At 66.3% G+C, this 25,403-nt stretch carries 23 protein-coding genes and 1 pseudogene; 16 read left to right on the forward strand and 8 right to left on the reverse strand.

Annotated features, from left to right (window positions below):
• Positions 1-85: 85 nt before the first annotated feature.
• Positions 86-1,294 (reverse strand): GNAT family N-acetyltransferase, encoded by a 1,209-nt coding sequence (locus TBD_RS04080; RefSeq protein ID WP_011311316.1) that lies wholly within the window; start codon positions 1,292-1,294, stop codon positions 86-88.
• A gap of 8 nt (positions 1,295-1,302) precedes the next feature.
• On the opposite strand from TBD_RS04080, the gene sucC reads away from it, so the two are divergent.
• From sucC to TBD_RS04100, 4 genes are read left to right on the forward strand one after another with little or no spacing between them, the layout of a single operon-like run.
• Complete coding sequence (sucC, locus tag TBD_RS04085; protein ID WP_011311317.1) at positions 1,303-2,463, forward strand: ADP-forming succinate--CoA ligase subunit beta; 1,161 nt, start codon at positions 1,303-1,305, stop codon at positions 2,461-2,463.
• Positions 2,460-3,353 (forward strand): succinate--CoA ligase subunit alpha, encoded by an 894-nt coding sequence (gene sucD, locus TBD_RS04090; protein WP_011311318.1) that lies wholly within the window; start codon positions 2,460-2,462, stop codon positions 3,351-3,353. The genes sucC and sucD overlap by 4 nt, the downstream gene beginning before the upstream one ends.
• A 6-nt stretch (positions 3,354-3,359) precedes the next feature.
• Positions 3,360-4,973, forward strand: coding sequence for an NAD+ synthase (locus TBD_RS04095; RefSeq protein WP_011311319.1), 1,614 nt, complete (start codon positions 3,360-3,362; stop codon positions 4,971-4,973).
• Positions 4,970-5,308, forward strand: coding sequence for a P-II family nitrogen regulator (locus TBD_RS04100; RefSeq protein WP_011311320.1), 339 nt, complete (start codon positions 4,970-4,972; stop codon positions 5,306-5,308). Before TBD_RS04095 ends, TBD_RS04100 begins: the two co-directional genes overlap by 4 nt.
• 45 nt (positions 5,309-5,353) lie before the next feature.
• Here the strand turns inward: TBD_RS04100 and TBD_RS04105 are convergent, their stop codons facing one another.
• Positions 5,354-6,199 carry an outer membrane protein assembly factor BamD gene (locus TBD_RS04105; protein WP_011311321.1) on the reverse strand — a complete coding sequence of 282 codons (846 nt, stop codon included), beginning with the start codon at positions 6,197-6,199 and terminating at the stop codon, positions 5,354-5,356.
• A 22-nt stretch (positions 6,200-6,221) separates the two neighbouring features.
• On the opposite strand from TBD_RS04105, the gene rluD reads away from it, so the two are divergent.
• On the forward strand, positions 6,222-7,175 hold the full coding sequence (gene rluD / locus TBD_RS04110; protein ID WP_238376493.1) for a 23S rRNA pseudouridine(1911/1915/1917) synthase RluD: 954 nt from the start codon (positions 6,222-6,224) through the stop codon (positions 7,173-7,175).
• 47 nt (positions 7,176-7,222) lie between these two features.
• Complete coding sequence (gene pgeF, locus TBD_RS04115) at positions 7,223-7,894, forward strand: peptidoglycan editing factor PgeF (protein WP_011311323.1); 672 nt, start codon at positions 7,223-7,225, stop codon at positions 7,892-7,894.
• Positions 7,895-8,030: 136 nt separating this feature from the next.
• Here the strand turns inward: pgeF and TBD_RS04120 are convergent, their stop codons facing one another.
• The 3 genes from TBD_RS04120 to nadC are packed head-to-tail and all read right to left on the reverse strand — an operon-like array spanning position 8,031 to position 10,259.
• Positions 8,031-8,951 carry a DNA ligase gene (locus TBD_RS04120; protein ID WP_011311324.1) on the reverse strand — a complete coding sequence of 307 codons (921 nt, stop codon included), beginning with the start codon at positions 8,949-8,951 and terminating at the stop codon, positions 8,031-8,033.
• A complete protein-coding gene (locus TBD_RS04125; protein ID WP_011311325.1) occupies positions 8,936-9,421 on the reverse strand; it encodes a GNAT family N-acetyltransferase in 486 nt (161 codons plus the stop codon). The genes TBD_RS04120 and TBD_RS04125 overlap by 16 nt, the downstream gene beginning before the upstream one ends.
• Positions 9,414-10,259, reverse strand: coding sequence for a carboxylating nicotinate-nucleotide diphosphorylase (gene nadC / locus TBD_RS04130; protein WP_011311326.1), 846 nt, complete (start codon positions 10,257-10,259; stop codon positions 9,414-9,416). The genes TBD_RS04125 and nadC overlap by 8 nt, the downstream gene beginning before the upstream one ends.
• A 271-nt stretch (positions 10,260-10,530) precedes the next feature.
• Here nadC and clpB point away from each other — a divergent pair, with 271 nt between their 5' ends.
• From clpB to TBD_RS04150, 4 genes are all read left to right on the forward strand, one after another.
• Positions 10,531-13,110, forward strand: coding sequence for an ATP-dependent chaperone ClpB (gene clpB / locus TBD_RS04135; RefSeq protein WP_011311327.1), 2,580 nt, complete (start codon positions 10,531-10,533; stop codon positions 13,108-13,110).
• Positions 13,111-13,345: 235 nt separating this feature from the next.
• Positions 13,346-14,125, forward strand: coding sequence for a TIR domain-containing protein (locus tag TBD_RS04140; RefSeq protein WP_041432341.1), 780 nt, complete (start codon positions 13,346-13,348; stop codon positions 14,123-14,125).
• 1 nt (position 14,126) lies between these two features.
• On the forward strand, positions 14,127-14,330 hold the full coding sequence (locus tag TBD_RS14470) for a YodC family protein (protein WP_041432342.1): 204 nt from the start codon (positions 14,127-14,129) through the stop codon (positions 14,328-14,330).
• A gap of 130 nt (positions 14,331-14,460) precedes the next feature.
• Positions 14,461-15,513: a hypothetical protein gene (locus TBD_RS04150; RefSeq protein WP_049750210.1), complete on the forward strand. Its 1,053-nt coding sequence runs from the start codon at positions 14,461-14,463 to the stop codon at positions 15,511-15,513.
• An 82-nt stretch (positions 15,514-15,595) separates the two neighbouring features.
• Here TBD_RS04150 and TBD_RS04155 read toward each other — a convergent pair.
• Positions 15,596-16,120, reverse strand: a pseudogene (locus TBD_RS04155) (DUF1109 domain-containing protein).
• A 596-nt stretch (positions 16,121-16,716) separates the two neighbouring features.
• On the opposite strand from TBD_RS04155, the gene TBD_RS04160 reads away from it, so the two are divergent.
• From TBD_RS04160 to TBD_RS04180, 6 genes are all read left to right on the forward strand, one after another.
• A complete protein-coding gene (locus TBD_RS04160; protein WP_011311332.1) occupies positions 16,717-18,246 on the forward strand; it encodes a hypothetical protein in 1,530 nt (509 codons plus the stop codon).
• Between the two features lie 73 nt (positions 18,247-18,319).
• Entirely contained in the window at positions 18,320-18,463 is a 144-nt protein-coding gene (locus TBD_RS14935) for a hypothetical protein (RefSeq protein WP_011311333.1), read from the forward strand.
• A gap of 10 nt (positions 18,464-18,473) precedes the next feature.
• Positions 18,474-19,307 (forward strand): c-type cytochrome, encoded by an 834-nt coding sequence (locus tag TBD_RS04165; protein ID WP_011311334.1) that lies wholly within the window; start codon positions 18,474-18,476, stop codon positions 19,305-19,307.
• A gap of 9 nt (positions 19,308-19,316) precedes the next feature.
• Positions 19,317-20,687 carry a cbb3-type cytochrome c oxidase subunit I gene (locus TBD_RS04170; RefSeq protein WP_011311335.1) on the forward strand — a complete coding sequence of 457 codons (1,371 nt, stop codon included), beginning with the start codon at positions 19,317-19,319 and terminating at the stop codon, positions 20,685-20,687.
• 9 nt (positions 20,688-20,696) lie between these two features.
• Positions 20,697-21,509, forward strand: a complete 813-nt coding sequence (locus TBD_RS04175; protein WP_011311336.1) for a CbbQ/NirQ/NorQ/GpvN family protein — start codon at positions 20,697-20,699, stop codon at positions 21,507-21,509.
• 3 nt (positions 21,510-21,512) lie between these two features.
• The gene (locus tag TBD_RS04180; protein WP_011311337.1) at positions 21,513-23,537 is read left to right on the forward strand and encodes a nitric oxide reductase activation protein NorD; all 2,025 of its coding nucleotides are present in this window, start codon (positions 21,513-21,515) and stop codon (positions 23,535-23,537) included.
• 13 nt (positions 23,538-23,550) lie between these two features.
• Here TBD_RS04180 and TBD_RS04185 read toward each other — a convergent pair whose 3' ends face one another.
• Together TBD_RS04185 and TBD_RS04190 are read right to left on the reverse strand one after the other, a co-directional pair.
• Entirely contained in the window at positions 23,551-23,859 is a 309-nt protein-coding gene (locus TBD_RS04185; protein ID WP_011311338.1) for a hypothetical protein, read from the reverse strand.
• Between the two features lie 135 nt (positions 23,860-23,994).
• Positions 23,995-25,395, reverse strand: coding sequence for a 3'-5' exonuclease family protein (locus TBD_RS04190; protein ID WP_041432938.1), 1,401 nt, complete (start codon positions 25,393-25,395; stop codon positions 23,995-23,997).
• Positions 25,396-25,403 lie beyond the last annotated feature (8 nt).

The raw sequence follows: 25,403 nt of genomic DNA on the forward strand, positions 1-25,403 counted from the left end.
ATTCTTGGGTCCGGGGGGGGGGTCGACAATGGCGCGTGCGAACACGCAGCCGCGGCTGCTGCGGCGAATCTGACGGCGACAGGGACTAGGTCTTCCCCACTGTAGACGGTGGCGGCGGGTGGCGGAAGGGTCCGTCCAACTCGTCGATGTAGTGCCCGATGGCGTCGGTCTCGCGCTCGAGGAAGCGGTCGACGGCCTTGCGGAATTCGGCGTTCTCGAGCCAGTGCCAGGAATGGGTCGGCGTCGGCGTGAGGCCGCGTGCGAGCTTGTGTTCGCCCTGGGCACCACCTTCGAATACCTGCAGACCCTGGGCGATCGCGTATTCGATGCCCTGTTGGTAGCAGGTCTCGAAATGCAGGCCGGGCACGTATTCCAGCGCGCCCCAATGGCGGCCGTACAGCCGCCGGCCGTCCTTCATGCAGAACGAGCAGGCGACCGGCACGTTGTCGCGCTCGGCGATGATGAGGAGCAGCGACTCCGGTGCCTTCTCGCGCAGCGTCGCGAAGAACGCTCGGTTGAGGTGCGGCTCGCTGCGATGACGGGCATAGGTGTCGGCGTAGCAGCGGTAGAAGAAGTCCCAGTCGGCGTCGCTGCTTTGCCGCCCTTCGACCCAGCGGAAGCGTATGCCGAGATTCGCGAGCTTCTTCCTTTCCTGGCGGATCTTCTTGCGCTTGTCGTGGGTGAGTGCGGCGAGGAAGTCGTCGAAGCTGGCGTAGCGAGCCTCGTCGCCCTCGGCGGACGCATGCCAGTGGAACTGGAAGCCGGTGCGATGCAGCAGCGGCGACGCCGCGAGCGCCGCGTGGTCGGCCTCGGACGGGAACAGCACATGGAAGGACGAGGCGCCGAGGTCGCGCGTGAGCGTCTGCGCCGCGGTGAGCAGGGCGGCGCGATCCTCGTCGCTGCGCGCCAGCAGGCGCGGGCCGGCGACGGGGGAGAAGGGCACGCAGCAGACGAGCTTGGGATAGTAGGCGAGGCCCTCGCGACGATAGGCGTCGGCCCAGGCCCAGTCGAAGACGAACTCGCCCCAGGAGTGATGCTTGACGTAGAGCGGCATTGCGGCGTCGAGCCGGCCATCGCGAAAGAGCGCGAGGTGAACGGGTTCCCAGCCGAGCGATGCGTCGACGCAGCCGCTGGTTTCCAGTGCGTCGAGGAAGGCGTGCTGCACGAAAGGCGAGTCGCCGGCGAGCGTGTTCCACGCCTCGGCCGACAGCGCCGCGATGCGCGTCACGACGCGGATCACGGCTTCCGTCGCGGGGACCTTTGCTTCAGAATGCGCGTTTTGGGGAGTTTCCATCAACAGCGATGAACCTGCACGAATACCAGGCCAAACAAGTCTTGCGGTCGAGCAACCTTAACACGCCGCGCGGCATCGCTGCGACGAGCGCCGACGCCGCGGCCGACGCCGCCCGCGAACTGGGCGGCGAGGCCTGGGTCGTGAAGGCCCAGATCCACGCCGGCGGGCGCGGCAAGGCCGGCGGCGTCAAGGTCGTGACGAGCATCGACGCGGTGCGCAGCGTCGCCGCCGCGTTGCTCGGCAAGCCGCTCGTCACCGTGCAGAACGCGCCCGACGGCCAGCCGGTCCATACCGTGCTGGTCGAGGAAACGCTGCCGATCGCACGCGAACTGTATCTTTCGCTGCTGGTCGACCGTGCCTCCGAGCGCGTCGCGGTCGTCGCGTCGGCCGCGGGCGGCATGGACATCGAGCAGGTCGCCCATGCCACACCCGAGAAAGTTCTGACCGAGATCTGCGATCCGCTGCTCGGCGTGCAGGATTTCCAGTGCCGCGCGCTCGCTTTCGCGCTCGGGCTCGGCGGCGACGCCTACAAGGATTTCTGCCGCCTGCTGCCGCAGCTCTACCGTGTCTTCGTCGCCAATGATCTGAGCCTGCTCGAGATCAATCCGCTCGTCGTCACCACCGACAACCGCGTTCTGCCGCTCGACTGCAAGATGAGCGTCGACGACAACGCGCTCTACCGCAGGAAGGCGCTCGCCGACCTGCGCGACGACAGCCAGATCGACGCCAAGGAAGCGGCCGCCAACGCGGCCAACGTCAACTACGTCGCGCTCGCCGGCAACATCGGCTGCATGGTCAACGGTGCCGGTCTCGCGATGGCGACGATGGACCTGATCCAGCTCGAAGGCGGCGCGCCGGCCAACTTTCTCGACGTCGGCGGCGGAGCGACGCCCGAGACCGTCGCGCAGGGCTTCAAGATCATCCTGCTCGACCCCAACGTGAAGGCCGTGCTGATCAACATCTTCGGCGGCATCGTGCGCTGCGACGTGATCGCCGAGGGCATCATCCAGGCGGTCAGGGAAGTCGGCGTCGAGGTTCCGGTCATCGTGCGCCTCGAGGGCACGAATGCCGAACTCGGCCGCACCCTGCTGGCCGAATCGGGCCTCGCGATCGTCGCGGCCGAGAGCCTGACCCAGGCCGCGAAATTCGCCGTGGAGAAAGCGGCATGAGCATTCTGGTCGACAAGGACACCAAGGTCATCTGCCAGGGCTTCACGGGCAAGCAGGGCAGCTTCCATTCCGAGCAGGCGATCGCCTACGGCACCCGCATGGTCGGCGGCGTGACGCCGGGCAAAGGCGGGCAGACCCACCTGAACCTGCCCGTGTTCAACACGGTGCGCGACGCGGTGCGCGAAACCGGCGCGCAGGCGACGATGATCTACGTCCCGGCCGCGTTCGCCGCCGACTCGATCCTCGAAGCGGCCGACGCGGGCATCGAGGTCATCGTCTGCATCACCGAGGGCATTCCGGTGCTCGACATGCTTCAGGTCAAAACGGCGCTCAACGTGAAGGCCGCGCTCAAGGCCAACGGCGCGAAGCTCATCGGCCCGAACTGCCCGGGCATCATCACGTCGGGCGAATGCAAGATCGGCATCATGCCCGGCGTCATCCACCAGAAGGGTCGCATCGGCATCGTCTCGCGCTCGGGGACGCTGACCTACGAGGCGGTCCACCAGACGACACAGCTGGGGCTCGGGCAATCGACTTGCGTTGGCATCGGCGGAGACCCGATCAAGGGGCTCGATTTCATCGATTGCCTCGAGATGTTCGAGGCCGATCCGCAGACCGAAGCCGTGATCCTGGTCGGCGAGATCGGCGGCAGCAGCGAGGAGGAAGCCGCCGAGTACATCCACACGCGCATGAAGAAGCCCGTCGCCGCCTACATCGCCGGCCGCACGGCGCCGAAGGGCAAGCGCATGGGCCACGCCGGCGCGATCATCGCGGGCGGCGCGGGGACGGCCGATGCAAAAATCCGCGCACTCGAAGCCGCGGGCGTCGTCGTCGCGCAGAGTCCGGCAGGCCTCGGCGAAGCAGTGCAGCTTGCGCTCGGCGCCCGCTAGGGTGCGATGAAGCTCGCCCTCGCGCAGTTCAATTTCACGGTCGGCGACATCGCCGGCAACGCCGCGAAGCTGCTCGACGCCGCGCAGGCTGCGCACGCGGCCGGTGCGGCGCTGCTGCTGACGCCGGAGATGTCGATTTGCGGCTACCCGGCCGAAGACCTCGTCTGCCGGCGCGATTTCACTGCGGCGTGCGCGGCGGCGGTCGAGAGCCTGGCCCGGCAGGCGCCCGCCGAACTCGCGCTCATCGTCGGTTACCCCGAGCGCACCGCGGCGGGTGTCTACAACGCCGCGGCACTCCTGCGCGGCGGCCGCATCGAGCAGGTCTACCGCAAGCATCATCTGCCGAACCATTCGGTCTTCGACGAGCAACGGGTTTTCTGCCGCGGTGACGACGCCTGCGTGTTCGAGTGCGCGGGGATACGCTTCGGCATCAACATCTGCGGCGACATCTGGGAGCCCGGTCCCGCCACCGGGGCGATGGAAGCCGGCGCCGACTGGCTCCTGGTGCTGAACGCCTCGCCCTACCATCTGAGCAAGGAGCGTGACCGCATCGCGGTCGCGCGGGCGCGGCAGATCGAAACGCGTCTGCCGATGGTCTACGCCAACCTCGTCGGCGGTCAGGACGAACTCGTGTTCGACGGCGCCTCGTTCGTGTTCGACGCCGACGGCGAAGTCGCCGTGCAATGCCCCGCGTGGCGCGAAGGCCTGTTCTATCTCGAACTCGACGCCGACGGCTGCAGCGGGCCGCGACATGAATTGCCCGGCGAGGAGGCCGCGGTGTACGAGGCGCTCGTGCTCGCCGTGCGCGACTACGTCGGCAAGAACGGCTTCCGCGGCGTGCACCTGGGGCTCTCCGGCGGCATCGATTCGGCGCTCACGCTTGCGATCGCGGCCGACGCGGTCGGCGCCGAGCGCGTGCACGCGGTCATGATGCCGTCGGACTACACGGCCGGGATCAGCGTCGAGGACTCGCGCGAGATCGTCGAGCGGCTCGGCGTCCGCTACGCCGAAATCGCGATCGGACCGATCGTCGAGGCATTCACGGGTCAACTGGCAGGCGAGTTTGCGGGGCTCGCGAGCGACACGACCGAGGAAAACCTGCAGGCGCGCGCCCGCGGCACGCTGCTGATGGCGCTCTCCAACAAGTTCGGCACGCTGGTGCTGACGACCGGCAACAAGAGCGAAATGGGGACCGGTTACGCGACGCTCTACGGCGACATGGCCGGCGGCTTCGCCGTGTTGAAGGACGTCGCCAAGACGCGCGTCTACCGGCTCGCGAACTACCGCAACAGCGTGTCGCCGGTGATCCCGCAGCGCATCATAGACCGTCCGCCGTCGGCCGAACTGCGCCCCGACCAGACCGACCAGGACAGCCTGCCGCCTTACGAGGTGCTCGACGCGATCCTCGCCGCCTACGTCGAGCGCGATCTGCCGGCGCGCGAGATCGTCGCGCAGGGCCACGACGCCGCGGTCGTGAAGAAGGTCATCCGCATGGTCGACCTCGCCGAATACAAGCGCCGCCAGTCGCCGCCCGGCCCGCGCATCACGCCGCGCAATTTCGGCAAGGATCGCCGCTATCCGATCACCTCGAAATACCGTCCTGAAGGAGAACTGCCGTGAAAAAAATAGAAGCGATCATCAAGCCGTTCAAACTCGACGAAGTGCGCGAAGCGCTGTCCGAAATCGGCGTCACCGGGCTGACCGTGACCGAAGTCAAGGGCTTCGGCCGGCAGAAGGGCCATACCGAGCTGTACCGCGGCGCCGAATACGTGGTGGATTTCCTGCCCAAGGTGAAGCTCGAAGTCGTCGTCGCCGACAATCTGGTCGAGCGCGTCACCGAGGCGGTCGTCAACGCCGCGCGCACCGGCAAGATCGGCGACGGCAAGATCTTCGTGACCGCGGTCGAGCAGGTGGTGCGCATCCGCACCGGGGAATCGGGCGAAGCGGCGGTGTGAGCGTCGCTAATTCGGAATACCCGCGGTTTCAGCCGCGGGTTGGCTTCACCAGAAGCGGTACCAGGCCTTTTCCTTGATGCTCACGCCCTGGAGATACTTGCTGTTGGGGAAGTTGAGCGTCAGCACCCGGCGCGCGTCGTCGCGCAATTCGGGCAGCTTGAGGCGGTCGTAGGACAAGGCCATGATCGCCAGCGCCTCTTCGAGCGCGGGCGCTTCGGGATAAGTTTTCAGCACTTCCTTGGCACGGTTCGCGGCCGCGACGTAGGCCTTGCGCTTCAGATAGTACTTGGCAACGTGGACCTCGTTGTTGGCGAGCGCGTTGACGAGGTATTTCATCCGCGCGGTCGCGTCGGCCGCGTAAATGCTCTGCGGGAAACGCGTGGCCAGTTCCTTGAACGCGAGGAAGGCGTCCCGTGCGGCGCGCGGGTCGCGCTCGCTCATGTCCTGGTCGACGAGGTTGCCCAGCAGACCGAGGTCGTCGTTAAAATTCGCCAGCCCCTTCAGATAGTACGCGTAATCGACGTTAGGGTGGTTGGGGTGGAGCTTGATGAAACGGTCGCATGCGGCGACCGCCGAGATCGGCTCGTTGTCCTTGTAATAGGCGTAGGCGACTTCGAGTTGCGCCTGCTGCGCGTAACGGCCGAAGGGGTAGCGCGATTCGAGCGTTTCGAAGAGCTTGACCGCGCGTTCGTAGTTGCCCTCGTTGAGGTTGTCCTTGGCCTCGGCATAGAGCTTCTGCGCCGACCAGCCCGTGGTCTCGTCCTTGACCTCGGGCAGCAGACCGCAACCGCCGAGCGCGAGCGCCGCTGCCAGCAATGCGGCGCGACCGGCCCCGGGGAGGCCGCGTGACCGGACGAACGCGTTAATACGGGAAGAACATTGCTCAAGCATGGGAAAAGAAACAGAAAATTTGATGGACGATTATAAGGGAAATAGCGGGGGCGACGTCCGCGAGCTCGTCATCCCCGACGCGCAGGGCGGGCTGCGTCTGGATCAGGCCTTGTCGGCCCTGCTGCCGGAGTTTTCGCGCAACCGCATCCAGAACTGGATCCGTGCGCGCAAGATCGTCGTCGACGACGCCTGGGGCACGACCAAGATGAAGGTCAGCGGCGGCGAATCGGTCCGCGTCCAGGTCGAGCCCGACCCGGGCGCGACGCCCGACGCGCCTGAGGCGATTCCGCTCGACGTCGTCTACGAGGACTCGATGCTGCTCGTCATCAACAAGCCGGTGGGCCTCGTCGTCCATCCCGGCAGCGGCAACCGCGACGGCACGCTGCTCAACGCGCTGCTGCACCGCGTGCCGCAGGTCGCCGAATTGCCGCGCGCGGGCATCGTTCACCGGCTCGACAAGGACACCTCGGGTCTGCTCGTCGTCGCCAAGACGCTGCGTGCCCACACCGACCTCGTGCGCCAGCTGCAGGCGCGCACCGTCAAGCGCGAATATCTGGCGCTGGTGTACGGCGAGGTCGACCGTGGGGGCACCGTCGACGCGCCACTCGCGCGCGACCCGCACAACCGCACCAAGCGCACGGTCCACAGCCTCGGCAAGGAAGCCGTCACCCATTACGACGTGGTCGAGCGCTTTCCCGGCATCACGCTCCTGCGCTGCAAGCTCGAGACCGGCCGCACCCACCAGATCCGCGTGCACATGCAGCACGTCGGCCACCCGCTGGTCGGCGACACGGTCTACAGCGCAAGCCGCCGCAGCCATCTCAAGATTCCGTTCCCGCGCCAGGCGCTGCATGCCGAGAAACTTGGTCTGATCCATCCCGTGACCGGCGAATTCGTGCACTGGGAATGCCCGCTGCCGCCCGACTTCGGCTCGCTGCTGCAGGCCTTGCGCGACAACACCGACTGGGTCAAGTGAACATCGTCGTCCCCGACTGGCCTGCGCCGGCTCGCGTCAGGAGTCTCATGACCACGCGCGCAGGCGGCGTGAGCGCGCCCCCGTGGGACAGCCTCAATCTCGGCGACCACGTCGGCGACGATCCCGCCGCCGTCGCCGCCAATCGCGCGCGCCTGCGCGAGCGGCTGCCGGACGAGCCCGGCTGGCTCAGGCAGGTGCACAGCGCACGCGTGGTCGAACTCGGCCGCGACAGCGCACGCGAAGCCGACGCCGCGGTGACGCGCGCGCCGGGGCAGGTCTGCGCCGTGCTCACGGCCGACTGCCTGCCAGTGCTGTTCTGCGACCGCGCCGGCAGCGTCGTCGCCGCGGCGCATGCGGGCTGGCGCGGGCTGGCCGAGGGCGTGCTCGAAGCCACGGTCGCCGCCATGCAGGTGCCGCCGGCCGAAATCGTCGCCTGGATGGGTGCCGCGATCGGCCCCGAGGCCTTCGAGGTCGGCGACGAGGTGCGGCAGGCCTTCGTCGACCGCCACCCAGAAGCCGCTGCCGCCTTCGTACCGCAATCCGCAGCGGGCAAATGGCGCGCCGACATCTACGAATTGGCGCGCACCCGCCTCGGGCATGCAGGCGTGCGGGCCGTCCATGGCGGCGGACGCTGTACCTTCGGCGAAGCCGAGACGTTCTATTCCTACCGGCGCGAGGGCGTGACCGGACGGATGGCGGCATTGGTCTGGCTCGACTAACAGCGAGGCCCGCACGGTCGGAGTCCAGTCCGTGTAGCGCGGCGCCGCCTGCGCGTCGCGCCCAGCTTCAGCGACATGCGAGGCGTCTGAGGGATTCCATTCGCTGCGTGGCGGGGCCCCTCGCCTCGACGCCTGTCTAAAAATCCTCGCGCACCCGCAGGTAACGCGGAAACCGCGGCATGCCGTTCTTCGTCAGCGCCGTATAGCGATAGGTGATACGCGTGCCGACGGGCGGCGGCTGGCGGCGCAGCGCGTCACTGAGTCCGCTGCCGAGGCGAAAGCGCTTGCCGTCCGGCGTTTCCATCCGCAGCGCGCCGGTCATGCCTGCGTACTTTCCCTTGCCCGGCACGTAGCCGACGACGATGGCCTCGGCGTCGAGCCAGGGCTTGAGCTTCAGCAGCGCATCGCTGCGCCCGGTGAGATAGGGCGCATCGGCGCGGTGCAGCATCAGGCCTTCGCCGCCAGCGCGCACCTCGGCGTCTAGCCTTTGCATCAAGTCTTCGCGGCTCGCGACGCGCGTCTGCGCGACGGCCTCGAGCCAGGGGACAGCCGCCTGTTCGATGACCTCACGCATCTGCCCGACGCGCGCGCTGAAGTCACCCGGCGCGCCCGGCAGTTCGAATACCAGGTAACGCACGCGTCGCCATTCGGCGTCGACCGGCGGGGCTTTGCGCACCGTTCCGGACAACGCGTCGAACGCATCGCGGGCGATCCAGAGCTCGCCATCGAGCGGCACGCGCGGAAAATCCGCCGTGAACCATGCCGGCGCCGGAGCGAGGCCGCCGCCGCGAAAGCGCAGGACGTGGCCGTCCCACTGCGCGCGCACGCCGTCGAATTTCTCGCTGACCCAATACTGCGTGACGTCGACGTCGGCGGCGTAGACCTTCGCGAGCAGCATCGCGGGTGCCGCGGGCGGCGCCTCGGTGCGGGCCGCGTGCGGCCAGCACAGCGCCGAGGCGAGTGCCAGCGCGGCGGCTACGCGCTTCAGGCCTTCGACGCGCGCAGGTCGAACGGTTTCTGGCCGAACGGTAGCGGGCCGGCTCAGTCGTCGAGCCATTTCTGCATGAACCGCGCCTTGCCCAGCGCCGGGTCGAGCCGGTAGTCGTCGAACCCGAGCTTTTCGTAGAGCGCGCGTGCCGGCGCGTTGCCCGACAGCACCTCGAGCGTCAGCTTGCACGCCCCACATTCGCGCGCGATGGCCTCGACCGCGGCGAACATCGCCGTCGCGATGCCGCGCCCGCGGTGTTCGCGATGCACGACGACGTCGTGCACGTTGACGAGCGGCCTGCAGGCAAAGGTCGAGAAGCCTTCGATCGCGGTGACGAGCCCGACCGGCAAGTCGTCGTCGAAGGCCAGCACGCTGAAAACATGGGGTCGCGCGGCGAGCGCGTCGACGAGATGGGTGCGCGCGAAGTCGGACAGCGGCTTGCCGCCGCCGGCCGGGTCGCGCGAATAGCCGTCGAGCAACGCGATCAGCGCGGCGGCGTGGACCGGATCGCGGTAACGCGCGCGAACGACCTCAAGCACGGGCGAGCGCGCGCATCGACAGATCGATGGCGCGCACGTGCTTGGTGAGGCTCCCGATCGAGATGCGGTCGACGCCGGTTTCGGCCACGGCGCGCACGTTCGCGAGTGTGATGTTGCCCGAGGCTTCGAGCAGTGCGCGCCCCGCGGTCAGCTCCACCGCTCGCCGCATCGCGGCGAGTTCGAAGTTGTCGAGCAGGATCGACGGCGCCTGCGCGTCCAGCGCCTGCTGGAGTTCGTCCAAAGTTTCCACTTCGATCTGCACGCTGACCTGGTCTTCGGCAAGCCGGAACGCCGCGTCGAGCACGGCCTTGATGCCACCCGCCGCGAGGATATGGTTCTCCTTGATCAGGATGCCGTCGTAGAGCCCGATCCGCTGGTTCTGCCCGCCGCCGGTGCGCACCGCGTACTTCTGCGCCAGTCGCAGGCCGGGCAGGGTCTTGCGCGTGTCGACGATGGCCGCGCCGGTGCCGCGCACGGCGTCGACGTAGGCGCGGGTCACGGTCGCCACGCCCGAGAGCGTCTGCAGAAAATTGAGCGCAGGTCGCTCGGCGGTGAGCAGGGCGCGCGCGTTGCCGCGAATCTCGACCAGCGCGGTGCCGGCCGCGACCCCGTCCCCCTCCTTGACCTGCCAGTCTATGCTGCAAGCAAGGTCGAGCGCCTTGAAACAGGCGTCGAACCACGGCCGCCCCGCGATCACGGCGGCCTCGCGCGTGATGAGCCGCGCCGTGCCGGTCTGCGCCGCGGGGATGAGCCGCGCAGTCAGGTCGCCGCTGCCGACGTCCTCGGCCAGGGCACGCGCAACATCGGTTTCGACAGCTGAAGCGAGCAATTCGGACATGGCGGGCCTCTATTTAGGACACAGCGGGTTGAAATCGGCGCAGACGCCCCTATTTGGGTGGCATCGAAATATACCCTAGAGCCAGTTTGCGCAGGAATCACGGCGACCGCGTAGCCTCAATGCGCGGTGCCGGGTGCCTGCCGGCGCGTGGCTGCGTTGCGGGTCGCTCATTACGGAGCGGCCGGACTTCGTGCCCCGCGCCTTGCCCTGCATCCTGCAGGAAACCGGCCGGGTCACGATTCCAACTTGAACCGACTCTTGCGAGGCCACTATGCGTTTTGACAAGCTCACCACCCAGTTCCAGCAGGCGCTTTCCGACGCGCAAAGCCTGGCCGTCGGCGGCGACCACGCCTACATCGAGCCGCAGCACCTGCTGCTCGCCCTGCTCAACCAGGAGGGCGGCGGCGCGGGGTCGATCCTCGGCCGCGCCGGCGTCCAGGTCCCGGCGCTCAAGGCCGCGTTGACCCAGGCATTGACGCGCCTGCCCAAGGTGCAGGGGCAGGGCGGCGAGGTCAGCATCTCGCGCGACCTCAACAACCTGCTCAACCTGACCGACAAGGAGGCGATGAAGCGCAACGACGCCTACATCGCATCGGAGCTTTTCCTGCTCGCCGCGCTCGACGACAAAGGCGAGACCGGGCGCCTGCTGAAACAGCACGGCGCGCAGAAGACCGCGCTGGAACAGGCCATCCAGGCCGTGCGCGGCGGCGAGAACGTGCAGTCGCAGGAAGCCGAAGGCCAGCGCGAAGCGCTCGCCAAATACACCCTCGACCTCACGCAGCGCGCGCGTGACGGCAAGCTCGACCCGGTCATCGGGCGCGACGACGAGATTCGCCGCTCGATCCAGATCCTGCAGCGCCGCACCAAGAACAACCCCGTGCTGATCGGCGAACCCGGCGTCGGCAAGACCGCGATCGTCGAAGGTCTCGCGCAGCGCATCGTCAACGACGAGGTGCCGGAAACGCTCAAGGGCAAGAAGGTGCTGGTGCTCGACCTCGCCGCGCTGCTCGCCGGCGCGAAATACCGCGGCGAATTCGAGGAGCGCCTGAAGGCCGTGCTCAAGGAGCTCGCGATGGACCCCGGCCGCTACATCGTCTTCCTCGACGAAATCCACACGCTCGTCGGGGCCGGCAAGGCCGAAGGCGCGATCGACGCCGGCAACATGCTGAAGCCCGCGCTCGCGCGGGGCGAACTGCACCTGATCGGCGCGACCACGCTCGACGAATACCGCAAGTACATCGAGAAGGACGCCGCGCTCGAGCGCCGCTTCCAGAAGGTCATGGTCGACGAGCCCAGCGTCGAATCGACGATCGCGATCCTGCGCGGCCTGCAGGAGCGCTACGAACTGCACCACGGCGTCGACATCACCGACCCGGCGATCGTCGCCGCGGCCGAACTCTCGCATCGCTACATCACCGACCGTTTCCTGCCCGACAAGGCGATCGACCTGATCGACGAGGCCGCCGCGCGGATCAAGATGGAAATCGACTCCAAGCCCGAGGTCATGGACAAACTCGACCGCCGCATCATCCAGCTCAAGATCGAGCGCGAGGCGGTCAAGAAGGAGACCGACGAGGCCTCGAAAAAGCGGCTCGGCCTGCTCGAAGACGAGATCGACAAGCTCGGCCGCGAATACGCCGACCTCGAAGAGGTGTGGAAGTCGGAGAAGGCCCAGGTCCAGGGCTCCGCGCATCTCAAGGAAGAGATCGACAAGCTGCGCGGCGAGATGGCCGACCTGCAGCGCCAGGGCAAGCTCGACAAGGTCGCCGAGATCCAGTACGGCAAGCTGCCGCAGCTCGAGGCGCAGCTCAAGCACGCCGAAGCCAGCGGCGAGAAGCCTGTGTTCAAGCTCCTGCGCACCGAGGTCGGCGCCGAAGAGATCGCCGAGGTCGTCTCCCGCGCGACCGGCATCCCGGTCTCGAAGATGATGCAGGGCGAGCGCGACAAGCTCATGCACATGGAAGACCACCTGCACGGCCGCGTCGTCGGCCAGGACGAAGCCGTGGCCGTCGTCTCCGACGCGATCCGCCGTTCACGCGCGGGGCTTTCCGACCCCAACCGGCCGCTCGGCTCCTTTCTGTTCCTGGGCCCCACGGGCGTCGGCAAGACCGAGTTGTGCAAGACGCTCGCCGAATACCTGTTCGATTCCGCCGAGCACATGGTGCGCATCGACATGAGCGAATTCATGGAGAAGCACTCGGTCGCGCGCCTGATCGGCGCGCCGCCCGGCTACGTCGGCTACGAAGAGGGCGGCTACCTGACCGAAGCCGTGCGCCGCAAGCCGTACAGCGTGATCCTCATGGACGAAATCGAGAAGGCCCACCCCGACGTCTTCAACGTGCTCCTGCAGGTGCTCGACGACGGCCGGCTCACCGACGGCCAGGGCCGCACCGTCGACTTCCGCAACACCGTGATCGTCATGACGTCCAACCTCGGCAGCCAGATGATCCAGCAGATGTCGGGCGACGACTACCAGGTCGTCAAGCTCGCCGTACTCGGCGAAGTGAAGTCCTACTTCCGCCCCGAGTTCATCAACCGCATCGATGAGGTCGTCGTCTTCCACGCGCTCTCGGAGTCGAACATCGCGAGCATCGCGCGCATCCAGCTCAAGGCGCTCGAAGCGCGCCTCGCCGCGATGGAGATGAAGCTCGACGTCACCGACGCCGCGCTCGCCGAAATCGCCAAGGCCGGCTTCGACCCCGTCTACGGCGCGCGGCCGCTCAAGCGTGCGATCCAGAGCGAGCTCGAAAACGCGCTGGCTAAGGAAATCCTGTCCGGACGCTTCGCGGCCAAGGACACGATCCGGGTCGACGCGGTGGATGGGAAGTTCAGCTTTGAGAAGGCGGCGTAAGCGGCTGGAATTTCGCTAAAGGCGAAGGAAAAAGGGGGGCGGGTTTCGCCCCTTTCTTTAGGCGCTCGAAAAAATCGGTCAGCCGTGAAGAAGCGAAAGGCGGTCGACAGAGAAAACCGGAGCATATAATCCGGGCTACCTGTCTCTTTTCTCATACCTAATAACTAGACCGGGTGCGGAGAAAATTTTAATAATCAACAGGATCGATCGCCCGATCGGCAGAATCCCCGTGAATATGGCACAAGTCGCAGTGGCACTCGCCAAGTTGGCAGGTATCCGCAAGGCGCTGGACCTGGCGCTAAATGATGACCACAAAAAGGCTGGCCGACTTCCAATCCAAAACTTCCTCATAGAGGAGGTTGGGCGCTACTTCACCGGCGCGGCAACGCAACTTTCCATATTAAAAAAGGAGTTGCCCGATTTGTTTGGTGATTTTGTCGAGATGCCGGTTGAGCCGAAGACGGAGATGGCCAAGACCTCAACCGAGGGCGCAGCCCAGTACCGCTATGCACGTAGTCAGTTGGAAGTGCTGGCGCGCGATATTGATCAGATTTTTGAGCTTCGCGCGAACAGCGAGTTGGCGCCGCCCTTGATCGCGGCTGCTACCACCCGACGTGTCTTTATTAGCCACGGCCGAGCACCAGACTGGCGCGAAGTTCAAGCATACGTCGAGAAGGACATTGGCTTGCCGACGTTGGAGCTTGCGCAGGAGCCGAACCAAGGTCGAACTATCTTGGCAAAGTTAATGGAAGCGTCGGGCCAGTGTGATAGTGCTGTGATCGTGATGACTGGTGACGATCTGGATGCCGCCGGCCAGGCCCGTGCGCGCGAGAACGTTATCCACGAGATCGGCTTCTTTCAGGGCAAATACGGGCTCGGCCGCGTCTGCCTGCTCCATGAGGAGGGGGTTAGCATCCCGAGCAACATTCACGGCTTGGTGTACACACCATTCCCCAAGGGAATGGTTTCGGCTTGCTTCGGCGTACTTACCCGAGAACTAAAGGCGTTTTATTGATATGGAAAGCGAACTCAAGGTTGGAGATGTCGTAAAACTGCGTTCAGGGGGAACGCGCATGACCGTTGAGCACATCGACGGCGATCAGGTTGCGTGCACATGGTTCGAAGGTAAGACACTCGAGCGTGCAACATTTATTGCAGGGGCACTAATGAAGCATGTGCCCACGTCCGTTGGTGTAATTCGCGCGCGCCACAACTGGTGACGGGTCGGCCGGGAGGTCTACGCCTGCTCCACCGGCGTGTATCGACCCCGCTTCTTGCTGCAATACCAGATTGACCTCGGGAGTTCCGCATGACCCAGAAGGTCACGAAGCTCAAATTCCGGATAGGTATATGTCACACGCTCTGCACTATCCAACGATCGAGTTCAGCGATCTTGATGCATTCAAACGGTCTCTTTTGATTTGGGATCGAATACACAGGATTGTTCCAAGCGGATACGTCCCGGAGGATCACGCGGAGATAGTCACCGCCGTTGGTGCGGGAGTGGTCCAGAATTTGACCGTCGACGACACAGAGAAGTCGAGGGCCGCAAATCGCTTCTTGGACTTTTATGCACTACGCGAATCACCGAACACCCGACTTGTTTGGCCGGCTGGCTTTTCTAGCGAGACGTTTACTCGAATCAATCCGGACAAGATAGACGCAAAACTTCTTCCCTTATTTGAGCAGCTCGCCCGGCGGTTAACAGCCGATGGGTTCCTGGAAGTTCCGCACGAACATGCCGGCGGTTACATGTTCTATCTTGCCGCGGCGGTTGCTCAGCAGCGCGCGCTTGAGCTGACGACCGATTCTTCTGATTATTGGGCAGTCGGAACCTACTTCGCGAATGAAGGTGGCTTCACCGAGTACGTGTATGACGAGCAGGCCGATGCCTATCTAGCGAATCTAGCTATCGACGATCTTCTACCAAACGACCTTGCCTCCGTCGATATAGATGTGCTCCTTCGATTTCGTGAAGACACGGTAGAGCTGCGGAATGCTTTCCAGCGGGAGCTCAAGCTGTTGCAGAACGAAATCTCCCGCTGCAACAACAAAGAGCACGCCCGCTACATTGTGGAGGACTTCATTAAGCGGTTTGAGCGTGCCAAGGCCGAGTACCGAGCATCGCTTGGCTTCTTTCGGAAGGCGGACGTGTACAGCATTTTTTCAGTCGGGCTGCCAGTGGCAGCTTCAATAATTGCCCTCCCCATAGCAGGAGGCGATCCGTATACGCCGGTTCGACTAGGCGTTGGGGCTCTAATCGGTGCTGTGTCAGCACTCGCGACACGAGAGATGGGGTACAAACCGAAGTCGGTAGGGTCGTATCTAGTTGACGCCGAGCGCCTGACTCGGACACCGAACTGGCTCCTGCATCGGAAGTTTGAAGAGTTCATCAACGACTAGTGGTGCGCTGATGCTGCTATTGGCCGAGCCGCATTGCTATCCAACCGTCTGCTCTTGCCTGCCGTCTTCGGACCCTGGCCCCTCACCACCGCAGCACCCGCGGCCCCACCACCGCCCCCACCGCCGCCGGCACCAGCATCCCCAGCAGATACCACGACCCCACGAACGGTGCGGCCAGCTCGGCGCATGCAGGCTGTAGACCAGGGCGGCGACCGCGCCTGAAAACAGGCCCGCGGTCGCGCCGGCCAGCGGCAGACGGGGGGGCGAGGCCGCGCATGGCCCACAAGGTGGCCGCGAACGCGGGCACCGACAGCAGGGCGATGAGGGGCACACATTTCTGCCAGCTGTTGCCGAACACCAGCTCGGCGCGCTGCGCGGGCTCAGCGTCGGCGAGCACGATCGCGGCGAGCGCCCACATCGCCATGACCGGGAAGCTCGCGGTCAGGTCTTGCAATAACGCATTCACCACTGCTCGATCGGCCCTATCGCAGTTTCCTACCAGACGCCCCTTCCGGCGCCATGCTGACCCAAGTGGCTCCACGAGTGCCCGGAAATGCTGCTTGAGCGCGTTGCGACTGTCGCTGGTCAGTCGAATCGCATCGTCCATGGTGATGCGTCCATGCCTGCGTGCGAACTGGACGATTTGTAGCGAAAGCTCGGGCAGCGACGCCAGGCGCTCTTGAACTCATCAACGATGAGGCACGGGAACTCCGGCGTGAACCGAATGGCATCCGAGGCGATACGCGCCAATACGCCATCCATTTACACCCATTTTCAGGGCGACGCTTTGCCTTTCCCTGGATTGCCCTGCAGCAGTTCGTGGTGTCAGCGTCGCCCCCGTGTGGCCTGCTCAGGGAACCGCGCGAGTGTGGCTTGCGAGGGCAGTACATGCCTCCGTTATTTCACCGTGTTCAGGGTCCAAAATCCGTCTCATCCCGGCCCGTGAAGCCTTGATCTGCGTCCTGCCACGCCAGACTCCCCCGAAATCCTTGTAGGCATCCTCCGACAAGCGGCGCGAGGCTCCGTGGAATAGCCGCAGTAAGTACCGGCCAGATAACACTTTTTTACCATCCCGCTGTCGCGCGTGAGGTGCGAATCCCTCCGAATCCCGCGCGGCGCGCGGCTTTCGCGCGCTTGTAAACGCATGCTTGCGCTCTATCGTTCTTAAGGTCGTCCGCCAGGGTCAACCCGTTCGAGGGTCTTATGAGAAAACATCGCGCTGCCGTTCTGGGGATTGTCTGCTCCGGTTTCATGCTGACCGCTTCGGCCGCCGACCCGGCGCGCCTGTCCGACGGTCGACTCGAGGACGCGGTGGAGGACGTGCAGACGCCGCGCACGCCTGCGGTGACGCGGCCCGAGCAGAAGCTCAACGCGCACGACCGCTCGGGTGATTTCGTCGCGCCCAGCGCCAAGCCGTCGTCGCCTGCGTTCCGGAACCAGCCTGACAAGGGCAAGGTGCTCGGCTTCGATTTCGCGCGCGATCCGCTGAACGCGAAGGCGCCGATGCAGACCTTCCAGGAGACGATGAAGGCCGACATCGACGCGCTGCCCAAGGTCAAGGCGACTCAGCGCGCGCTGCTCGAGGAGCGCTACAACCTGACGCCGCGGCTCGACCCGAGCGCGAAAATGTCGCGCGGCAAGCCGCTGCCGGTCGGGCCGACCGCGCGCCTCGCGCGGGGGCTGAGCTGGGAGAAGCTCGCCGAGATGAAGCCGGAGGAGATCCGCGACCAGGGCGCGTTTCCGTATCCCTCGCTGCCGCACCCCAAGCAGTCGACGGGCGGCCAGGTCTTCCCGCAGATCCAGATCGACCAGTTCCCGCGGCTGCAGCGTTTCGACGTCGAGTTCGACCTGCCCGACGCCTTCCTGCCCGAGTTCCCGCCGGCGATCTTTCTGCAGAACCGGCCCGAGCTCGGCGACGTCTCGCGCGGCGAAGTCGTGTCGATCAACAACTTCCACCGCCTGTTCAAGGATCTCGTGACGCCGGTGCAGCTCGACGGGCTGCGCCTGCTGGTGACGCCTTTCGCGCAGGAGGAGTTCAACGCGACCGACGACCGCAAGGTCAAGCGCCCGAGCCTCGGCGTCGCGTGCATGGACTGCCACGTCAACGGCCACACCACGGCGCAGTTCCACCTCAATCCCGACACGCGCCCGCAGGAACGCCGCATGCGGCTCGACACGACGAGCCTGCGCGGGCTCTTCAACCAGCAGATCCACGGTTCGAAGCGCAGCCTGCGCTCGGTCGAGGACTTCACCGAGTTCGAGTTCCGCACGGCCTACTTCAACGGCGACCCGATCCACGCGATGAAGAAGGGGATCACGATCTTCGACCGCATCCAGGTCAGCCACATGGCGCAGATGCAGAACATGTTCGACTTTCCGCCCGCGCCGAAACTCAGTGCAGAAGGGCAGCTCGACGCGGCCAAGGCGACGCCGGCCGAATTGCGCGGGCGTGACGTGTTCTTCAACAAGGGCCGTTGCGCCTCGTGCCACACGCCGCCGGGCTACCTCGACCACCAGATGCACGACCTCAAGCTCGAGCGCTTCGTCAACGAGCCCGGCGACGGGCCGATGAAGACCTTCACGCTGCGCGGCATCAAGGACAGCCCGCCCTACCTGCACGACGGGCGCCTGCTCACGCTCGAGGACACGGTTGAATTCTTCAACCTCGTGCTCGGCACGAAGCTGACCAAGGAAGAGAAATCCGATCTCGTGGCCTTCATGCGCCAGCTCTGATTTTCGCGCCAGCTGGGCCCTGGCTCGGGGGCCGGGCGGCTACACGCCGCTTCAATAACAGGGAGGGGGAATCATGCCGAGAACAGCATCGTCGACCGTGAACGTTTTCTTTCTGGCGCTCAAGGGCCTGGCGCTCGTGGCCGAAGCTGCGCTGATCGCCGCCGTCGTCTACGGCGCGGCGACCGCGATCCGCTACTGGCCGAGCATCAACGTCTGAGGGGGCTGCGATGACGCGCCAACAAGCCCGCCTTTTCGCGATCGTTTCGACCGCGCTGGTCGTCGTCGCCTTCGCCGGAATGACTGTCGACAGCCACCGGCGTTTTCCCGAGCTCACCAACGAAAGCAAGCTCACGCCGCAGGTCATCGCCGGCAAGAACGTCTGGCACGAGAACAATTGCACCAACTGCCATACGCTGCTCGGCGAAGGCGCGTATTACGCGCCGGACCTTACCAAGATCGCGCTGCAGCGCGGAAGCGAATACCTCAAGGCCTTCATGCGCGACCCGTCGAAGTTCTACGACGAGCAGAAGGTGCGCCGCGTGATGCCGAAGCAGAATCTGAGCGAGCAGGAAATCAGCGACCTGATCGCCTTTCTCGACTGGATCGGCCGCATCGACAACCAGGGCTGGCCGCCGCGGCCGATCCTCGTCTCCGGCGCCGCGATCCCCGGCACCGACATCGTTCGCGGCGAGCGCGCGCCCCAGGTCACGGGCGCCGCGACCTCGAACGAACCTATCGCGCTCGGGCAGGCCGTGTTCAACGCGACGCCGCCGGGCTGCTATGCCTGCCACTCGATCTCGCCGGGGGTGAACCTCGCCGGGCCATCGCTCGCCGACCTCGCGACGCGCGCCGAACAGACGCTCAAAGACCCCGCCTACCGCGGCAAGGCGCGCGACGTCGCGGGCTACATCCGCGAGGCGATCGTCGATCCGAACGCCCACATCGTGCCGGGCCCCGCCTATTCGGCCGACAACCGCTCGTTCATGCCGGGGAGCTTCGGCAAGGACCTGAGCCCCGAGCAGCTCGATCATCTCGTCGCCTATCTGGAAAGCCTGAAGTAAGGACGCCGCATGAAATACCGCTCGCAAGCCGTCGCCTACTGGTACTTCGCCGTCGCGATGGGGCTTTTCGGCCTGCAGATCGCGTTCGGCCTGCTCGCCGCCGCCAAGTACCTCGGTCCCGACCCGCTCATCAACGTGCTGCCCTTCGACGTGATGAAGGTCGTGCACACCAATCTGCTCGTCGTCTGGGTGCTGACCGGCTTCATGGGCGGGACCTACTGGATCGTGCCCGAGGAATCGCGCACCGAGCTCTACAGCGTGAAGCTCGCGTACGTGCAGCTCGGCCTCTGGGTGGTGATGGGCGTGACCGCGATCATCGGCTATTTCTTCCGCTGGGGAACCGGCACCAAGTTGCTCGAACAGCCGCTGCCGCACAAGATCGTGATCGTCGTCGTCATGCTCATGTTCCTCTACAACATCCTCATGACGATCCGCCGCTCCGGGCGCTTCACGACGACCGAAGGCGTGTTGATCGGCGGCCTCGGCATGGCCGCAGTGCTCTATCTGCCGGCGCTGATCCCGTTCGACAACTATGCGATCGCGACCTTCTACCGCTGGTGGACGATCCACCTCTGGGTCGAGGGGGTGTGGGAAATGATCCAGGGCAGCATGCTCGCCTACCTGCTGATCCGGCTGACCGGCGCCGACCGCGAGGTCATGGAAAAGTGGCTCTACGTCATCGTCGGCCTCGTGTTCATCGCCGGCGTGATCGGCACCGCGCACCACTATTACTGGATCGGCGTGCCGCACTACTGGCTGCCGATCGGCGGCATCTTCAGTGCGCTCGAGCCGGTCGCGCTGGTCGGCATGGCGATCTACGCCTACAGTGCGATGCGCCGCTCGGGCCTGCAGCATCCGAACACGCTCGCCGTGCACTGGACCGCCGGCAGCGCGGTATTCACGCTCTTCGGCGCGGGCCTGCTCGGTCTCGCCCACACCTGGCCGGGGATCAACAAGTGGACGCACGGTACGCTGATCACCGCGATGCACGGCCACGCCGCGTTCTACGGCGCCTACGCGATGATCGTCATGGCGGTCATCAGCTACACGCTGCCAAGTTTCAGCGGCCACCGCAGCGAGCGCGGCGAACCGCTCGGCTACTGGGCGTTCTGGCTGCAGCTCGCCGGCATGTTCGGCATGACGCTGTCCTTCGCCACGGCCGGGATCGGCCAGGTGTATCTCGAACGCGTGCTGGGCCTTGGCTTCCTCGAAACCCAGCTCAAGATCCAGGTGCATTTCCTGATGCTGCTCGCGGCAGGGACGATCTTCGCCCTGGGCGCGGGTCTCTTCATCTGGAATTTCTTCCGCTACCGACCGACCTTCGAAGCGCTGGCGGCCGAGCCGACGGCTCCGCTGCAACCGGCGCGCGCAGCAGTCTGAGGATCATTCTTGGAGCTGACTTCCGCCGACCCGCTGCTTCCCCCCGCCCAGGAGCCGTTCTATCTGCCGCACGCCGACGAGGTCGACGTGTTCACCGAGTGCCACCGCAATCGATTGCCGGTCATGCTCAAGGGCCCGACCGGCTGCGGCAAGACGCGCTTCGTCGAACACATGGCCTGGCGCCTCGGCCGGCCGCTCGTCACGGTCGCCTGCCACGAAGACCTCACGGCCAACGATCTGCTCGGGCGCTACCTGATCCTCGGCGACGAGACGGTCTGGCAGGACGGGCCGCTGACGCGCGCGCTGCGCGTCGGCGCGATCCTCTATCTCGACGAGGTCGTCGAGGCGCGCCAGGACACGACCGTGGTGATTCATCCTCTGAGCGACCACCGGCGGACGCTGAGCCTCGAAAAGACCGGGGAGACCGTCGTCGCGGCGCCGGGCTTCCAGCTCGTGATCTCGTACAACCCGGCCTATCAGCAGGCCCTGAAGGACCTGAAGCCGAGCACGCGCCAGCGCTTCGCGTCGCTGACCTTCGACTTCCCCGACCGCGAGCGTGAGGCGGCGATCCTGATGAGCGAGGGCGGGGTCGCGCGCGACTGTGCGGTGACGCTGGTCGAACTCGCGGCGCGCATGCGCCCGCTGCGCGAGCGCGGTCTGCCCGAGGCGCCCGGCACGCGCACACTCGTCGCCGCGGCGCGCCTGATCGCGTCGGGGATACCGCAGCGCCGCGCCTGCGAGGTCGCGATCGCCGACGCGCTGACCGACGACCCGCTGCTGCTCGGTACCCTCGGCGATCTGATCGCCGGCAGCTTTCCCTGAGCAATGCCCGAGGCGGAAGAACTCATCATCGATGCCGCGCGCCATGCCGGCACCGCGGTGCACGGATTCTGGCGGCGCCGCCACGCCCCGCCGCCGACGCCGACGGTATTCCTGCGCGACGTGCGCACGCGCCTCGAGATGCTGATCGACGCCGTGCTCGGTTGCGAGCTGCCGGTGCGGGCGGCGCAGGCGGCCGCGCCGATGCCGCTTCTGCGCAGGCTGTTCACGCGCGGTGGACGGAAGACGGCGGCCGCCGGACCGCTTCCGGCGACCGACGGCACGGCGGTTTTCCTGCCGCCGAGCCTTCCCGTATCGCCGCCGGCGTCGGCGGCGTTCACCGACGACTACTGCCTGCTCGCGCTGCTGCAGGCGCTGCATCACCTGCGCGGAAGCGCAGGCGAAATCGCGCGCCTGGAGTCGGACCTCGCGCGCGACCTGTACCTGATCGCCGAAGCCGCGGCGGTCGACCACCGGCTGCGCCGGCTCATGCCGGGATGGTCGCAGGCGCTCGACGCGCTTTACGTGCGGATGGACCGCGCGCTTGCGCAGCGCCGCCTGCGGGACGCGCTCGAGGCCGACGTCGCGGCGCGTTACCGGAATTTCCTGCGTGGCCGCGCGGGCGCGGAAACGCTGCACGCGAATCCGGCCGCGGCGCTCGACTGGGCGAATGCACAGGCGCGCGCCCTGCGTCTGCGCGTGCCTGCCAGGCGCTATGTCGCCTGGCTCGGCGACCTCGTCGTCGGCCGCCTGCTGCCACCCGAAGGCGCGCCGCGGGCGCGTGTGCGCGCATCCTCGAAGGCGGCGGCGGCCGCGGACGCGCGGGCCGGCGCGCGCACGGCCTCGCTCGTGCGGCGTCCGCGCGTGCGCGACGGCCGCGACGAGGACGATGCGAAACCGGGCGTATCGATGGTCCAGACCTCCGAGCCGCATCCGCACGCCGAGGATCCCTTCGGCCTCAACCGTCCGGAAGACCAGGAGCCGGAAGACGACTTGGGGGGCGCGGCGGAGTCGCTGGCCGAAATGGAAGAGGCGCGGCTGGTCCACAGCCCCGGCGCTGCGCGCGAAGCCTTCGAGGCAAGCGATCCGCCGCCACGGCTCGAAAGCGCGGCGGACACCGCACTGCCGCCCTGTGCATTCAGCTACCCGGAATGGGATTGCCGCACGAGTCGTTACCGTGAAAACGCTGTTGCACTTTTCTCGCATCCGGCGAAACCGGGCGGCGCGAAATGGGTCGCCGACGCGTTGCAGCGCAACGCCGGCCTGCTCGCACAGATCCGCCGGCGGCTCGGCGCGATTCGTCCCGACCGCACGATCCTGCGCGGGCAGACCGCGGGGGACGAGATCGACCTCGACGCGGTCGTCGCCGCGCGGGGCGAGCGCCGGGCCGGCGCGACAGGCGACGCGCGCTTCTACCGCTCCCGTCGTCCGGCGCCGCGCACGCTCGCGCTTGTGCTCCTGGTCGACGCGAGCGCGTCGACCGACGCATGGGTGACGCGCAAGGACCGCGTCATCGACATCGAGAAGGAGGCGGCGCTGCTCGCCGCGGCGGGGCTCGAGACCTTGCGAACGCGCTTCGCGGTGCTCGCGTTTTCGGGCGAAGGCCCGGCCGGCGTGCAGATACGCGAGATCAAGCGTTTCGACGAGACCTGGGATGCAAGCGCACAGCGTCGCCTCGCCGGCCTCGAGCCCGACCGCTACACCCGGCTCGGCGCCGCCCTACGCCACGCCAACGCCTTGCTCGCGGCGTGCGCGGCTGACCACCGGCTGTTGCTACTTTTGTCGGACGGGCGGCCCAACGACTGCGACCGCTACGCGAGCCGCTACGGCATCGAAGACGCGCGCCAAGCGCTCACCGAGGCGCGGCTCAAGCGCATTTCGCCCTACTGCTTCACGGTCGACCGCGCCGGCGGCAGTTATCTGCCGACGATTTTCGGCAGCGAGGGCTACACAGTGGTGCAGCACCCGCAACAGCTGCCGGTCGCGTTCATCAACTGGCTGCGGCGCGCGGCGCGCGTGTGCATGCGCTAGACGCGCCGCTGGCTCAGCCTTCGTCGTAGCCTTCGTCGACCGGGTTGTCGACCAGATGGAACGGATGGTCGATCGGCATATCCATGAATTCCTTGCGCGTCGACTCGTTCTCGAAATAGATCGTGAGATTGCCGTCGACGAGCGTCGGCAGTCCGGACGGATCGTCGATCTTGCGTCCGGTGATCGGGTCGGCGCGGCTGACGATCCAGTTCGGTTCGTGCAGATGCGTGCTCTGCCCCTGGTCGCGCGGCAAGGGGTCGGTCGCAATGTAGTTGCTGGTCGAATAATTGTGAATGGTCGAATCCTGACGAGCGATGTCCATGTTTGGCTCCTTGGGAGGATTGAATGGCCGACCGCTGCGGACAGCGGTCCCGTGTCCGGCTTTTTCTTCGAGCTTTATTGATAGACGATCGTGGGGACTTGGGGTTCCGCCCCGACCATCAGAAGCGGACGCGGACTACAGGGCGCGGATCGTGAACTTCGACTTGGCGAGTTGCGTCTTGAGCAGCTTGTAGGTGTCGAGATCGAAGGGCGCGCGTGCCGCGTGTTCGAGCAGTTCGCCGATCTCGGCTTCGCTCTTCGCGGTGCCCAGATAGCGCCAGGCGTGCACGACGTGGACTTCCTCGACGTCGAGAAAGTCGTCGCGCTCGACGAGTCCGATCGCGCCGGGGTAGGCCCAGCTTTTCATTTTCGTTTTCGCGAGCGCGGCCATCAGCCGGGCGCTGTGAAGGCCGGCCGTCTCCTTGCCCGCGCAGGCGCCGCGGCATTTTTGTACCTGAAAGGCGAAGCAGGGGCTGTCGGGGCGCGCGGGTTTCTCGAGCCCGAGGACGACCGGGCAGAGTTGATGCGCGTCGGCGATCTTGCGCAAGGCGAGCGTCGCCTGGCGGCGGCTCGAGAACGGGCCGAAGAGGTCGCCGTCGCGGCCGAAGTCCGGGTCGTCGGCGGTCACGAGCACCGGGCGGAAGTCGCCGGGCGCGACTTCGTCGAGCCGCCAGGCGCAGAGTTCGGACGCGCGGCGCAGCCGCCGGTTGTGTGCGGGCGCGCCTTCCTTGATGAGCCGCGATTCGAGCAAGAGCGCGCCGAGTTCGCCGACCGTTTCGCGCCACTCGACGCGGCGCACCTGCTGGGTCAATTGCATCGCCTTGTATTCGCGGGTGTCGGCCGCGAAGTGCGAGAACACGCGCTGGCGCAGATTGACGCTCTTGCCGACGTAGAGCAGCACGTCGTTTTCGCCATAGAAGAGATACACCCCCGGCGACTCGGGCAGGTCTTCGAGCAGGGCGGGATCGAGGTGCGGCGGCAGCGCGGGGCGCAGGAGTTGGTGCGCGACGGCCTCGGCGAGCGCCTGCGCCTCGTGTTCGCGCTGCAGCGTGCGCCAAAACTGCCAGATCAGGTCGGCGTCGGCGAGCGCACGGTGGCGGTCGCCCTCGGTTGCCAGGCCGTGGCGCGCGATCAGGCTGTCGAGGTTGTGGCGGTAGTGTTCGGGAAAGAGCCGGCGCGACAGGCGCACCGTGCACAGCACGTCGGCGCGGAAGCGGCGGCCGAGGCGCTGGTATTCGTGCTTGAGAAAGCCGTAGTCGAAGCGCGCGTTATGCGCGATGAAGAGGCGCCCGTCGAGCCGCTCGGCGAGTTCGTCGGCGACGCGTGCGAAGGTCGGCGCGTCGGCGACCATCTCGTTGCTGATGCCGGTGAGCTGCTGGATGAATTGCGGAATCGCGCGCTCGGGGTTGACGAGCGTGCTCCAGGTCTCGACCCGGTCGCCGTCGACGACGACGACGCCGATTTCGGTCACGCGGTCACGCGCGGCGTTGGCGCCGGTGGTTTCGAGGTCGACGAAGGCGAGGCGCTGGGGAATCACGGTGGTGT

Origin of the sequence: Thiobacillus denitrificans ATCC 25259 (assembly GCF_000012745.1) — a bacterium.
In the GTDB taxonomy this organism is placed as follows: domain Bacteria; phylum Pseudomonadota; class Gammaproteobacteria; order Burkholderiales; family Thiobacillaceae; genus Thiobacillus; species Thiobacillus denitrificans_B.